Origin of the sequence: Bacillus cereus group sp. BfR-BA-01522, from assembly GCF_022662635.1 — a bacterium.
Classification (GTDB): domain Bacteria; phylum Bacillota; class Bacilli; order Bacillales; family Bacillaceae_G; genus Bacillus_A; species Bacillus_A cytotoxicus.
Genome location: NZ_JAKUDY010000015.1, coordinates 45925 through 59103 on the forward strand (window position 1 = coordinate 45925; position 13179 = coordinate 59103).

Consider the following 13179-nt stretch of genomic DNA (forward strand, 5'->3'; position numbering starts at 1 on the left):
CGGCTAGCCGTTTCTGCTTTTTTACTGCCATTTCAATTTGCATTTAGCGTATAAGTAGAATTTCTTTTTGAGCGAAAAGCAACAAAAAACCAAATGATATTTGTGATGATTAACGCCATGCAAGCGATGATGACTCCTAAGAAAGAGTAGGCATGATAGTCACTTGTATGTATGATCATATATACGACTGCAAGTATTACAAGATTGATGAATATTCCCATGCCACAAAGAATAGCCATGATGAATCGTATTGCACGTATTCCTGCTATATAAAGAAGTAGAGGTACGCTATAAAATAGTAAAATCGTGCCGATGGATTTCCACATGCCTAAAGAGTTAAACTGATTTGCATTCGGTCCAAAATCAGCAAGTGGCGAAAGAGAAGAAACAACTAGGACAGAGCAGAAGAAGAAAGCAGAAACGAGTGTAACAAATACAATACTGGATTTTTTTGATCGATTTCTCATTTGTTTTTTACTCCTTTTCCAAATGAATAGGTATGTTGTAGTATACAAGGAAGAATTTTTGAGGGGATTCAAGATCTTTCCTCAGGAAAGGACTTCTCTATATTAACATTAAATCAAATATATGGAAAATTTGAATAAGAAAAGGAAGACTTATATTATTCTCACTGAAAAATGTAGTATAATAAATAGAAAAGAATGAATATTCTGCTCGTTTAAGCGGAAGGGGTTTTACATCATGGAGAAGCGTGGGAAAGTTTGGTTAGCTGTAAGTGGACTAGTAGTGACAAATGATGGAAGATGGCTGTTTGTTAAGAAAAAATATAGTGGATTAAAAGGGAAATGGTCATTACCAGCGGGCTTTGTTAATGAAGGAGAAACAATTGATGAAGCTGTGAAACGAGAAGTTTTAGAAGAGACAGGTATTACGGCACACGTGAAAGGCGTAATTGGTATTCGTTCCGGTGTTATTCATGATGAAATTAGTGATAATATGATTATTTTTCTATTGGAACCAGAAGGGGAAGAGATTACGGTTCAAGAAGAAGAATTGTCGGAAGTGGCATTTTTACACCCAAAAGATATCGCATATGACCAAAATACTTCCATATTAATTCGATATTTATTAGAGGGAAATATAGGACCAATTCTTGAGATGGATATGACACTCAATCCAGGAAAGCAATTCGGATATACAGCGTATCATGTATTTACGGCGGGGGAAAAGGGGGGCGAGAACAATTGAGTATACCAGTACTCCTTATTTCAATGATGTTGTTTTTTATTTTGTTTTTTGGAATTGGATTTTTACTTAACATGATTTTACGTGCTACGTGGATAATGGTTATGATTTATCCAATCATTTGCATGTTCATCGTTAATAAAGCAAGCATTTGGGACTATTTTTCAAAGCCATCAGAAACATTTTCTTCAGTTGGAACAAGGGTATCTCATCTTGGACAAGCAGACCTATTTATTTTATCAACAGGATTCATAGGAGCAATTTTGGCTGGCATTGTAATTAAGAAGCTTCGAAAAAGTGGCTATCAAATGTTTTGATCTCCAATTTGTTTGGAGATTTTTTTTTTGCATATTTCTTTATCGTATCGGGAATGACTAATGATGAAGGAGTGTGGAATATAAAAATGTTAAAACGATATGCTATTCGCATTATGATGACTTGTTTATTTGTGACAGCGTTATGTGTAACATGGAAGGCATTCACAGGAATTTCTTTTATGGACATTGTCAAAACATATCAAGAAAGCAATGTAAAAGAAGTGCATGCGGCAGAAAGAAAAGAGCAAGTTGTTCCAAGTAAAGAAGTAATAAATGCTTTAGAACAGGCAAATGACTGGTCTAAATATCGTATGATGGAAGTAACGGCAACTGGATATACGTCAGGTGCTGAATCAACAGGAAAAAGCCCTAAACACCCAGAGTATGGAATTACATATTCAGGGGTCAAAGTGAAAAGGGATTTATATTCTACAATCGCAGCAGATTTACGAGTATTTCCTATTGGAACAATTTTATTTATTCCAGGGTATGGATACGGCGTTGTAGCGGATAAAGGTGGCGCTATAAAGGGAAATAGGCTGGATTTATATTATGAAACTGTTCAGGATGTATACAGCCAATGGGGAAAGAAAAAGGTAAATGTATATGTTGTAAAAATGGGAAATGGTAAATTAACGGAAGATGAGTTAACGATGTTGAATCAAGATGAAACGATGCAAGTATTTCGTGGCCAATATTTGAAACAGAGATAGTCTAGTGAAATGAACACTAGACTTTTTTCTTTGTCCTGTTTCACAATATAAGAAAACAGGGTGGAAAAGTGAAGAAGTATCCTTTAGCGTATTACAAGTTTTTGTGAAATATAATGCAGCAGATTATGATACATGTCATGATTGGTTAGAAGAAATGTGGTTGGAAGAGCGCAGTAATCTGTTTCTTAAAGGATTATTACAATTAATAGTTGCTCAGTATCCTTCTAGCTACGGAAATGTAAAAGGAGCACGTTTGATGATGGAAGTAGCAGAGCAATATTTACAGCCATCCGACCAGTTCATTGGGATTTAGATGTAGACAAGGTGATAGTGTATATTCAGAATTGCAGAGGTATTATACCTGAAAGAATATACGAATTACCTTTATTGTATATATGAAGCGGAAGAAAAGTTAGAATTATCGCATTTTCAAAAAAATAAAGTTATAATAAAAAATAGAGAAACCAAGGGGGGCTGAATATGTTTCAAGTACAAACTGAATTAGCAAGCCATGGAGCAGTCATTGTTGCTTTATTTGAAGAAGAAACGAGCCGTTTTGTCCAAGAATTAGACAAGGCATTTGAGGGACAATTGCAAGGTTTATTAGATGAAAAAGAACTGAGTACAAAGAAGAAGTCTATTTCAAAAGTACATAGCTTAGGGAAAACAAATGTAAAACGTTACTACTTTGTTGGCCTTGGAAAAAAAGAAGCATATACAACCGAAACATTACGTGCTTCACTGAGTAAAACATTTAAAACATTACAAGCGGAAAAGATACAAGACGCTGCGATCTTGCTTGACTCATTTGTCACAGAGAAGTTAGATGCCATTGATGTGGCGCATATTGCAGCTGAAGTATATTGCCTTGGTACATACAGATTACAAACATATAAAACAGATAAAAAAGAACATGTAGAATTAGAAAAACTTGTTGTTATTACAGCAGAGGATGCAAAAGAAATTGAAGCAGCGTTAACAGTTGGATATGTTCATGGACGTGCTACAAATTCAGCTCGTACGCTTGTAAATATGCCTCCGAACATGCTAACAGCAACAAAACTGGCAGAATATGCAGTGGAATTAGCTGAAAAATATGATATGGATTATAAAGTATTAGAGAAAGAGGAAATGGAAGAACTAGGTATGGGTGCTTTACTTGCAGTTAATCAAGGCTCTACAGAACCGCCCAAAATGATTGCCCTCATTTATAAAGGAAAAGAAGAGTGGAAAGATGTCATTGGGTTGATTGGAAAAGGAATTACATATGATACAGGTGGTTACTCTTTAAAACCACGCGATGGCATGGTTGGTATGAAGGGTGATATGGGTGGTGCGGCAGCAGTTCTTGGTGCAATGGAAATTATCGGAGAACTTCGCCCTGAACAAAATGTAATTGCAATTATTCCATCAACAGACAATGTAGTGAGTGGAACTGCATTTAAACCGGATGATGTTATCACATCTATGAGCGGGAAAACGATTGAAGTATTAAATACAGATGCAGAAGGTCGCCTTGCATTAGCTGATGGAATTACATATGCGAAGAAGCTTGGTGCAAACTATCTTGTTGATGTGGCAACCTTAACAGGAGGGGTTATCGTTGCGCTAGGAAACCATACAACAGGTGCAATGACAAATAATGAAACATTATTTGAACAAGTATTAGAAGCGTCAATGGAAACAGATGAACCAATTTGGCAATTACCGATTTTTGAACGTGATAAAGAGCGTGTTCGTAACAGTAAATTTGCAGATTTAAACAACTCACCAGGGCGTGATGGACATGCGGTAATGGCCGGCACATTTCTTGGTGAATTTGCGGAAGACACACCCTGGGTACATTTAGATATTGCTGGAACTTCTGATACAACGAGTACACATGATTTAGGACCAGCAGGAGCGACAGGTGTAATGGTTCGTACACTTGCAACACTTGTTGAACGGTTTGGAGAAGAATAAGAAGCTTAGAAGGGTAGGCGAAATGGCTACCCTTTTTTATCTTATTATTTTAGGGCAAGCAAGATTGGTGAGGAGCATCATTAGTGGTGGGTAAAGAAACATTCTCCACTGATTAAAGTTTTACTTACTATAAAGAAATTGTATACAAAGAGCCGTTTAATGCAAAAGATGTCCGGCCTGTTTCTTCCGACGCGACTAATATGAGAGCATCGCTTTTTTCTGACAGACCAATTGCTGCTCGGTGACGTGTTCCAAGCTTAGGGTCAATTTCTAAATTTTTTGTTAGAGGGAGAATATTAGCTGCTGATATAATATGGTCGTCTTTAATAAGAACGGCTCCGTCATGAAGCGGGTTCCCAGGATAAAAAATGGATTCGAGTAGTGGAACAGTTAAAAAAGCATTTAGTTTCGTTCCTGTTTGAATAAGGGGAGCAAGAGAATCATTCCTTTCGACCACAATTAATGCTCCATGTTTTCGCTCACCTAAATGTTGGATGGCTGTTGTGATAGGAGCATAACTTGAGGTAAATGGTGATAAATAAGCTTTTAAATAGTAAGAAGCTGCAATTGTTTGAACGTTACTTAGTAAATGATGAATTTCTTCCATTTTGCATAAAATGCACTCACCATCTTCATCAATGGTTTGCTTCATGCTTGCTAATTCTAATTCTACAATTTCAATCATTTGTTTTGTTTCTATTTTTAATTCTTCAGATAATCCCCATTCTTTCATATGCCTCACCTTTTTGTTTGAAGTATATACCATTAGTGTATACAAATTATAAAAGTAAAATCCTGTTAGATTTTAAAATGTATTGAGATAATTGCTGTTTTTTTCATATAATAAAGTTATGACAAGCGAGAGGAGATAAGAGGATGGAGTGGAAAAAAGAATATAGCCGCTGGCTTTCTTATGCAAACTTAGATGCAGAATTAAAACAGCAGCTAGAAGATATGAAACAAGATGAGAAGAAAATAGAAGATAGCTTCTATAAAAATTTAGAATTCGGTACCGGTGGTATGCGCGGTGAACTGGGGGCTGGTACGAATCGTTTAAATGTATATACTGTTCGAAAAGCGACAAAAGGACTTGCACACTTTATTGAGAGTTTAGGTGAAGAAGCGAAGAAACGCGGCGTAGTTGTTGCGTATGATTCTCGTCATAAATCGCCCGAATTTGCAATGGAAGTAGCTGCAACATTAGGGGCGCATGGCATTACAACATATGTATTCGAAAGTTTACGTCCAACACCAGTACTTTCTTTCGCAGTACGTCATTTACATACAATAAGTGGAATCGTTCTTACAGCAAGTCATAATCCACCCGAATATAATGGATATAAAGTATACGGTGAAGATGGTGGACAATTGCCACCAAAAGAAGCAGATGAGTTAATTCGTTATGTAAATCAAGTGGAAGATGAATTAACGGTAGAAGTTGCGAATGTAGAGCAATTAAAAGCGGATGGATTATTACATATCATCGGGACAGAAGTAGATGAGGCATATGTAGAGCAGTTAAAAACAGTTATCATAAATAAAGAAATGGTTGAGAAAGTTGGGAAAGATTTAAAAATCGTCTTTACACCACTGCATGGAACATCTAATATTCCAGTACGCCAAGGCTTAGAAGCAGTTGGATTTACAGATGTAACAGTCGTAAAAGAGCAGGAGTTACCAGATCCAAACTTTTCTACGGTTAAATCACCAAATCCAGAGGAACATGCTGCATTTGAACTGGCAATTCGTGATGGTGAAAAAGTAGGAGCGGACGTATTAATTGCAACGGATCCAGACGCGGATCGCCTAGGTGTAGCGGTTCGTAATCATAACGGAGAATTCCAAGTATTAACAGGGAACCAAACAGGCGCATTAATGCTTGAGTATTTATTATCACAAAAGGAACAAAATGGTACCCTTCCAAAGAACGGTGTTGTACTAAAAACAATCGTAACGTCTGAAATTGGCCGTACAATTGCAAAAGCATATGGCTTAGATACAGTTGATACATTAACTGGATTTAAGTTTATTGGTGAGAAAATTAAACAATATGAAGAAAGCGGACAATATGAGTTCCAATTTGGATATGAAGAAAGTTATGGATATTTAATTCGTCCATTCTGTCGTGATAAAGATGCAGTTCAGTCTGTATTATTTGCATGTGAAGTAGCAGCATACTATAAATCACAAGGGAAAACATTGTATGATGGATTACTAGAAATATTTGAAAAGTATGGTTTCTTCCGCGAAGATCTTGTGTCTTTAACGTTAAAAGGAAAAGATGGAGCGGAGAAAATTCAAGAAATGATGACAGCATTCCGTGAAAATCCACCAAAAGAAGTGGCTGGTTTAACAGTAAAAACAGTAGAAGATTATAAGGCAAGTACGATTACATCTCTAATAGATGGAAGTCAAGAAGAAATTCAATTACCAAAATCTAATGTGCTAAAATATCAACTAACAGATGGTTCTTGGTTCTGTTTACGTCCGTCCGGCACAGAGCCAAAGATTAAGTTTTATTTTGGTGTGAAAGCTGATTCTTTACAAAATAGTGAACAAAAGTTACTTACTATTAAAGAAGATGTTATGAATCGTTTATAATGAAACCGATCCATGATGTTTATTAAAGGAGAGCAAAGGGGAGAGTGACCTCCTCTTTTCTTGTATATAAAAATGAGATATGTAAGCAGAATGGATATGATATACTGTCTGTAACGTTGCAATTATGAATGTCAGAGTAATCACTTTCGTGTATAAGTAAGGAAATATAGTACAAGGATTAGAAAAGAGGGGATTTGTTATGAAAAAAGTAAGAAAAGCGATTATCCCAGCAGCAGGGTTAGGAACGCGCTTTTTGCCAGCGACAAAAGCAATGCCAAAAGAGATGCTTCCAATTGTGGATAAACCAACGATTCAATATATTATCGAAGAAGCGGTAGCCTCTGGAATTGAGGATATTATTATTGTTACAGGTAAAGGAAAGCGCTCTATTGAAGATCATTTTGATCATGCATTTGAATTAGAGCAAAACTTATTGGAAAAGAAAAAATATGAATTGCTTGAGAAAGTACAGGCTTCTTCTAAAATGGTAGACATTCATTATATCCGTCAAAAAGAACCAAAAGGACTAGGGCATGCTGTTTGGTGTGCAAGGAAATTTATTGGTGATGAGCCGTTTGCGGTGCTATTAGGCGATGATATTGTACAAGCTGAAACACCATGTTTACGTCAATTAATGGATGAATATGATAAAACACTCTCTTCTGTTATTGGTGTACAAACGGTTCCAGAAGAAGAAACGCATCGTTATGGAATTATTGATCCATTAGAACAAGAGGGACGTCGTTACCAAGTTCGCAATTTTGTGGAGAAACCAGCGAAAGGTACAGCACCTTCAAACTTAGCAATTATGGGACGTTACATTTTAACACCAGAAATTTTTATGTTTCTAGAAGAACAACATATTGGTGCTGGTGGTGAAATTCAACTAACGGATGCTATTCAAAAATTAAATGAAATTCAGCGCGTATTTGCTTATGACTTTGAAGGGAAGCGTTACGATGTTGGAGAAAAATTAGGATTTGTTCAAACGACAATTGAAATGGCGCTTCAGTATGATGAACTGCGTGAAGATCTTTTACAACTTATGAAGAAGATTGTTGAAGAACAAACAAATCAATCCTCATAAAAAAGGGCTACATGAAGTAGCTCTTTTTTATGAGGATTGTGTAGAATGAGAATGTTGATAAGCAGAACGACGAACTGCGTAGTATATACGAGGTGCAATAACGGCGCCGATTACCGTAAGAATAAAATCTTTTAAAGCAAACCACATCATAATCATCCAAGCTGCTTTATAGCTCATGTTTCCGCCCATCCACAAGTTTACGATTACATACATATAAGTTGTACCAATTATATAAGTTAAAATAATGCCAACAAAAGCTGAGATTGCAAATGTACCGAATTTTGGATTGTTTCTTTGTTCCACAAGCTTTCCAGATATGTAAGCAACCATAATAAATGCAATAATAAATCCACCTGTAGGATCTAAAAGCGCTCCCAAGCCCGCTTTAAAGTTTGCAAAAATCGGTGCACCAGCAACTCCGACAAGCATATAAATTGTCATAGATAAGGCACCAAGTCTACTACCAAGGAGAAGTCCTGCCAAAATTGAAAAAAATGGTTGCATCGTCAATGGGACACCAGCTACCTGTAAAAATGGTGCCCATGATACAATATTTGCACCGATCGCCATAAGTGCAACGAACATCGCAGATAGTACTAAATCTAAAGGACGTAATTTGTTCATAATGTTAACTCCTATCGATTTATAGTTAACATTATCGTATCGATGCATTTATTTCTTGTCAAGTAAAATAATCTGATAATAAGGCTTCAAGGAGTTTTGAAGCAAGGTGTATGAAATACGAAATTGCGGAATTCCACTTGAATATGGTGCGATTTCATATAACGGAAAATAAACGGTAAGATAGTCTGGATCTAAAAAGTAATAGAATTTTTTTGTGTTAATCACTTTTTCAGCTGCATCTGGAAAATAGATGCTTTCATTTTGTTTGATTTGCCTTACGATCTCTGTACGAATGATATCTTGATAGGCGCTATTTTTTTTGAATAAATCATCTAAGTGTAATAGTTTCTTTTTATTTACATCAAATGTATTTGCTTTCCATGTATATAATCCATGTGCACCGCCTGTATATTGATAATAATTTACATATAAACTTAGTAAAGGTAGTTTGTTTAATGTGATTTTATAGTCAACATTTGCAACATAAGGCTGAAAAGAAGATTCCGTATGCTTTGTTTCTTCATAATATTTTTTCGCTTCTTTTGTTACTCTTTTTTTAAAGCGGTTAGTAGCGTTTTTATAATATGCATTTAATTGATTTTGAAATGTTAAATCTGGAAAGTGATGAAAAGAAGGTCTGCTTATTTGATAGTCTATATAAGGCTTCTTCCCTTTTTGGGTAATCGTTTTAATTTCAATTGGCATGTTAGAGCCTTTTGCTGCATTTGTACAATTTGGTACAATAGTGAGCAAGGAGAATGCAATTGTTAGTATAAAATATATCTTTTTCATAAAATAAACCCTCCCTATATAAGTGTTATGGATAGTTTGAAAATAAATAGGGAAAATTATACATTTTTTTGAATTTCATAGAGGAGGAATAGAAATGCCAAAAACATTAATGGATGCATTGGGGATTGAATTATTAGAAATGACAGAAGAGAAAGTAGTGGCTACGATGCCAGTAGATGGACGCACACATCAGCCATTTGGCTTTTTGCATGGAGGTGCATCAGTTGCTTTAGCAGAAACAGTGGCGAGCGTAGGGGCTTATAACTTAATTGATCAAGAAAAGTGTATTTGCTTCGGACTGGAAATCAATGCAAATCATATTCGTTCTAAACGTGATGGAATTGTCACAGCAATCGGAATACCAATCCACAAAGGACAAACAACGATGGTTTGGGACGTGCGCATTATTGATGAAAATGATGATTTAATTTGCATTTCTAGATGTACAGTTGCAATTAAAGAAAAGCGTGAAAAATAAAAGGGATTTCCTAGTTTTAGTTAGGGATTCCATATAAAGTGAAACTTTAATAAGTGGGGGCTTCATCCCTCGCTTATTATGAGCTCTCACCAATCGGGGCGCGGTCGCCCTAGGGTCATCGCCATCAACTTAGGAAAAGTAAACATTCCCCGAAATGAAAAAAGAGCTTTTTTTCAATAATGAACTGTCGAGCAAGAAAATGTTCTTTTTGAAATGCTAAAAAACTTCCTTTTACTAAGGTAATATTTCATTATCGTAAATAGTTATGGGAGTATATAATTAAAAAAAATACTTATCATATTAAATATTTATTTAGATTTCATACAGAACTCATAGAAAGGAAGTTTGTCATATGAAGATATGGAAAATCGTACTAAATATAATATTAGCTCTTGCTGTCCCAATCATTTTATTGTTTGGTGGTATGATGATTGGTGGGAAAATACTTGATCTGTTTTTAAGTATTTTGAATATAAATTATGATGACCTATCAAATCTAGAACAGCGAACCTATGCCGTGTTTATCCCTTTATTAATTGTGGTCTTGACATTACTAGCTGCTTTTTTACACCATCGAAGTCTTAGACCTCTTCGTCTTCCAACAGGATTCTTATCAAAAGAAACATATAAAAATTATGGAATTGGTATTGGGATTGTCTTTACCTTTTTCGTTGTTAATACAATCTTGAATTTACTTATAGCAGGTGGCTCCATTACAGTTAGTGCCCATCCAGATTCTGTGAAAATTGTGTTGCTTACTATCCCCGTTGTAATGATTCAAAGTTTTTATGAAGAAATTCTTTTCCGTGGCTATGCTTTAGGAACCTTGCTTCGTTCTACAAATGTGTATGTAGCGATTTTATTAAACCCGATAGCCTTTTCTGTTTTACATTTTAATTCACCCGATTATTCTGAATTCCTAGTATTTCTCATAGCATATTTTGTAGGTGTATTCTTTTCTATTTTAACTTTAGCCTATAATAATTTATGGGTTGCTGCTGGGGGACATTTTATCTGGAATTACACGATAGCGATTTTCGGAGATGATGGTGAGGGTATGTTATTTGATACATATTATTCTAACAAGGATATCACCCTTTGGGTATCAGTTGCCCTTCTCATGATCTTGGTTATCCTCTCATGGATTGTATATAAAAACCGAATTATGAAAATTAATAATGAAATTAAAAGAAAAAAACAGTTCGCTTAAGAAAATGATCTCCTTATTACATCGACAGTTTCATAAAAAGATGATTTCGGTATTGTTATCTGTGCCTTTTGTAAAATTCATTAAAGACATAAAACAGCCATTCTTTCATGGAGTATCCATGAAAGAATGGCTGTTTTTGATGAAAATTATATACGTAATCTTAACTGGATGGCTATGTACCTTAGGATAGCCTTTTCTTGTTAGAACTGGATTTTCTTCTCTAAGAAGCTTTTTAGCTCGCTAATTGGCATACGAACTTGTTCCATTGTATCGCGGTCACGTACTGTTACAGCCTTGTCTTCAACTGAGTCGAAGTCATATGTGATACAGAATGGTGTACCGATTTCATCTTGGCGGCGGTAACGTTTACCAATTGAACCTGTTTCGTCGTAATCTACCATGAAGTCTTTTGCCAGCTCTGCAAATACTTCTCTAGCACCTTCAGATAGTTTTTTCGATAATGGTAAGATAGCCGCTTTATATGGTGCTAAAGCAGGATGAAAACGAAGAACTGTACGAGAATCGTTTTCTAATTGTTCTTCTTCGTATGCATCGCATAAGAATGCTAATGTTACGCGATCTGCGCCAAGAGATGGCTCGATGCAGTATGGTACGTAACGTTCGTTTGTTTGTGGATCGATATAGTTAAAGTCTTCACTAGAATGTTCCATGTGACGTTTTAAGTCGAAGTCTGTACGAGAGGCAATGCCCCAAAGTTCGCCCCAACCAAATGGGAATTTAAATTCAATATCAGTTGTTGCGTTACTGTAGTGAGATAATTCTTCTTCACCGTGATCGCGAAGACGCATGCTGTCTTCGTTCATACCAAGTGATAGTAACCAGTTTTTGCAAGTTTCGCGCCAGAATGTAAACCACTCTAATTCTTCACCTGGTTTACAGAAGAATTCAAGTTCCATTTGTTCAAACTCACGTGTACGGAATGTGAAGTTACCAGGTGTAATTTCATTACGGAAACTTTTACCGATTTGCCCGATACCAAATGGAAGTTTTTTACGCATAGAACGTTGTACATTTTTAAAGTTTACGAAAATACCTTGTGCTGTCTCAGGACGAAGGAAAATTTCGTTTGTGCTAGATTCCGTAACACCTTGGAATGTTTTAAACATTAAGTTGAATTGACGGATTTCTGTGAATTCTTGGCTGCCGCAGTCTGGACATTTCACTTCGTGCTCTTTCATTAAGTCAGCCATTTGTTCGAAAGTAAGACCGTCAACAATCATTTCGATACCTTTTGCATCTAAAGCATCTTCAATCAATTTGTCAGCGCGATGACGAGCTTTACATTTTTTACAGTCAATCATTGGGTCGTTAAAGTTACCAACATGACCAGAGGCTACCCAAGTTTTTGGGTTCATTAAGATTGCTGCATCTAAACCAACGTTGTATGGAGATTCTTGAATAAATTTTTTCCACCAAGCTTTTTTTACATTATTTTTTAGTTCGATACCAAGTGGACCGTAATCCCAAGTATTTGCAAGACCACCATAAATTTCAGAACCAGGAAAAACAAAACCGCGATGTTTCGCTAAGTTTACAACTTGTTCCATTGAATACATACTAAAATCCTCCTTTTAAAAGTTAACGTATTGGCGATGATAGAGTGCACTTATGAAACGTAATTTCTTGAGCAAGCCGCCTTGCGCTTTTAAATACAAAAACGCTCGTCTCTAGGCTTGTTGCCTAGGGACGAGCGTTTGCCCGCGGTTCCACCCTAGTTGATGTGCTTTTCACATCCACTTTATCATGTATTGCTCAAGACTGCCGTTTCCTTGCGTTTTCAGGCTTTCACTATCCCTGAATCGCTTGTAGGTGCAAGTACTTATAAGTCCATCATCGCTACTTATATTTCATAATAATGAACATATTCTATCATGTTCTTTTTTAAATCACAATAGAGGAACGATTGTCTTTATGATAGAGTTTCGTCTATTTTTTTGTTCTTTATACCATATAAGTATTGAATGTGTTTCATTGCTGGGCAAAAGTGCATTCGTTTGTACATATTTCCATACAACATCTGAAGTTGTTTTGGCATATTTACGAAGTACTCAACCGATGATTGTTTTTTGAATGAAAAATTCTTTTGAAGTTTTGAGATGTTTCATAATTGAGAAGAGAAGTTGTTCATCTGTTTACTAGTATTCATGTGATAATATGTTCGATCTTTT

Annotated in this window: 14 protein-coding genes and 1 pseudogene; 9 read left to right on the forward strand and 6 right to left on the reverse strand. The window is 35.9% G+C overall.

All coding sequences use genetic code 11. The features are described from left to right. Window positions 1-32 precede the first annotated feature (32 nt). Complete coding sequence (locus MR059_RS17970; protein WP_087095501.1) at window positions 33-467, reverse strand: DUF5391 family protein; 435 nt, start codon at window positions 465-467, stop codon at window positions 33-35. Between the two features lie 235 nt (window positions 468-702). On the opposite strand from MR059_RS17970, the gene MR059_RS17975 reads away from it, so the two are divergent. From MR059_RS17975 to MR059_RS17995, 5 genes are all read left to right on the forward strand, one after another. Then, window positions 703-1209: an NUDIX hydrolase gene (locus MR059_RS17975; RefSeq protein ID WP_012095990.1), complete on the forward strand. Its 507-nt coding sequence runs from the start codon at window positions 703-705 to the stop codon at window positions 1207-1209. Then, entirely contained in the window at window positions 1206-1523 is a 318-nt protein-coding gene (locus MR059_RS17980; RefSeq protein ID WP_087095500.1) for a YuiB family protein, read from the forward strand. Before MR059_RS17975 ends, MR059_RS17980 begins: the two co-directional genes overlap by 4 nt. A gap of 86 nt (window positions 1524-1609) precedes the next feature. After that, entirely contained in the window at window positions 1610-2236 is a 627-nt protein-coding gene (locus tag MR059_RS17985) for a 3D domain-containing protein (RefSeq protein WP_142288789.1), read from the forward strand. Window positions 2237-2339: 103 nt separating this feature from the next. Beyond that, complete coding sequence (locus tag MR059_RS17990; RefSeq protein ID WP_239430991.1) at window positions 2340-2549, forward strand: DUF309 domain-containing protein; 210 nt, start codon at window positions 2340-2342, stop codon at window positions 2547-2549. A 167-nt stretch (window positions 2550-2716) separates the two neighbouring features. After that, the gene (locus tag MR059_RS17995) at window positions 2717-4198 is read left to right on the forward strand and encodes a leucyl aminopeptidase (RefSeq protein ID WP_087095498.1); all 1482 of its coding nucleotides are present in this window, start codon (window positions 2717-2719) and stop codon (window positions 4196-4198) included. A 127-nt stretch (window positions 4199-4325) separates the two neighbouring features. On the opposite strand, the gene cdaS is transcribed toward MR059_RS17995, so the two are convergent. After that, on the reverse strand, window positions 4326-4931 hold the full coding sequence (cdaS, locus tag MR059_RS18000; RefSeq protein ID WP_087095497.1) for a sporulation-specific diadenylate cyclase CdaS: 606 nt from the start codon (window positions 4929-4931) through the stop codon (window positions 4326-4328). A gap of 143 nt (window positions 4932-5074) precedes the next feature. Between cdaS and MR059_RS18005 the strand changes: the two genes are divergently transcribed. Both MR059_RS18005 and galU read left to right on the forward strand, forming a co-directional pair. After that, entirely contained in the window at window positions 5075-6799 is a 1725-nt protein-coding gene (locus MR059_RS18005) for a phospho-sugar mutase (protein ID WP_012095984.1), read from the forward strand. A 199-nt stretch (window positions 6800-6998) separates the two neighbouring features. Further along, complete coding sequence (galU, locus tag MR059_RS18010) at window positions 6999-7886, forward strand: UTP--glucose-1-phosphate uridylyltransferase GalU (protein ID WP_012095983.1); 888 nt, start codon at window positions 6999-7001, stop codon at window positions 7884-7886. 27 nt (window positions 7887-7913) lie between these two features. On the opposite strand, the gene MR059_RS18015 is transcribed toward galU, so the two are convergent. Together MR059_RS18015 and MR059_RS18020 are read right to left on the reverse strand one after the other, a co-directional pair. Continuing rightward, complete coding sequence (locus MR059_RS18015) at window positions 7914-8510, reverse strand: biotin transporter BioY (RefSeq protein ID WP_012095982.1); 597 nt, start codon at window positions 8508-8510, stop codon at window positions 7914-7916. A gap of 48 nt (window positions 8511-8558) precedes the next feature. Continuing rightward, window positions 8559-9302: a DUF3298 and DUF4163 domain-containing protein gene (locus MR059_RS18020; protein ID WP_012095981.1), complete on the reverse strand. Its 744-nt coding sequence runs from the start codon at window positions 9300-9302 to the stop codon at window positions 8559-8561. A gap of 94 nt (window positions 9303-9396) precedes the next feature. On the opposite strand from MR059_RS18020, the gene MR059_RS18025 reads away from it, so the two are divergent. Both MR059_RS18025 and MR059_RS18030 read left to right on the forward strand, forming a co-directional pair. Further along, window positions 9397-9780: a hotdog fold thioesterase gene (locus tag MR059_RS18025; RefSeq protein ID WP_012095980.1), complete on the forward strand. Its 384-nt coding sequence runs from the start codon at window positions 9397-9399 to the stop codon at window positions 9778-9780. A 352-nt stretch (window positions 9781-10132) separates the two neighbouring features. Next, the gene (locus MR059_RS18030; RefSeq protein WP_012095979.1) at window positions 10133-10990 is read left to right on the forward strand and encodes a CPBP family intramembrane glutamic endopeptidase; all 858 of its coding nucleotides are present in this window, start codon (window positions 10133-10135) and stop codon (window positions 10988-10990) included. Between the two features lie 200 nt (window positions 10991-11190). Here MR059_RS18030 and MR059_RS18035 read toward each other — a convergent pair whose 3' ends face one another. Further along, window positions 11191-12567, reverse strand: coding sequence for a glycine--tRNA ligase (locus tag MR059_RS18035; protein ID WP_012095978.1), 1377 nt, complete (start codon window positions 12565-12567; stop codon window positions 11191-11193). Between the two features lie 353 nt (window positions 12568-12920). Continuing rightward, a pseudogene (locus tag MR059_RS22035) lies at window positions 12921-13140 on the reverse strand (DNA alkylation repair protein); the annotation flags it as partial. Window positions 13141-13179 lie beyond the last annotated feature (39 nt).

What these genes read in the sequence shown, in the direction of transcription:
- MR059_RS18020 (WP_012095981.1), bottom strand. Translation starts at nt 9,302, where the DNA reads ATGAAAAAGATATATTTTATACTAACAATTGCATTCTCCTTGCTCACT.
- MR059_RS17985 (WP_142288789.1), top strand. Translation starts at nt 1,610, where the DNA reads ATGTTAAAACGATATGCTATTCGCATTATGATGACTTGTTTATTTGTG.
- galU (WP_012095983.1), top strand. Translation starts at nt 6,999, where the DNA reads ATGAAAAAAGTAAGAAAAGCGATTATCCCAGCAGCAGGGTTAGGAACG.
- MR059_RS17995 (WP_087095498.1), top strand. Translation starts at nt 2,717, where the DNA reads ATGTTTCAAGTACAAACTGAATTAGCAAGCCATGGAGCAGTCATTGTT.
- MR059_RS18035 (WP_012095978.1), bottom strand. Translation starts at nt 12,567, where the DNA reads ATGTATTCAATGGAACAAGTTGTAAACTTAGCGAAACATCGCGGTTTT.
- MR059_RS18025 (WP_012095980.1), top strand. Translation starts at nt 9,397, where the DNA reads ATGCCAAAAACATTAATGGATGCATTGGGGATTGAATTATTAGAAATG.
- MR059_RS18015 (WP_012095982.1), bottom strand. Translation starts at nt 8,510, where the DNA reads ATGAACAAATTACGTCCTTTAGATTTAGTACTATCTGCGATGTTCGTT.
- MR059_RS17975 (WP_012095990.1), top strand. Translation starts at nt 703, where the DNA reads ATGGAGAAGCGTGGGAAAGTTTGGTTAGCTGTAAGTGGACTAGTAGTG.
- MR059_RS18005 (WP_012095984.1), top strand. Translation starts at nt 5,075, where the DNA reads ATGGAGTGGAAAAAAGAATATAGCCGCTGGCTTTCTTATGCAAACTTA.
- MR059_RS17970 (WP_087095501.1), bottom strand. Translation starts at nt 467, where the DNA reads ATGAGAAATCGATCAAAAAAATCCAGTATTGTATTTGTTACACTCGTT.
- MR059_RS18030 (WP_012095979.1), top strand. Translation starts at nt 10,133, where the DNA reads ATGAAGATATGGAAAATCGTACTAAATATAATATTAGCTCTTGCTGTC.
- cdaS (WP_087095497.1), bottom strand. Translation starts at nt 4,931, where the DNA reads ATGAAAGAATGGGGATTATCTGAAGAATTAAAAATAGAAACAAAACAA.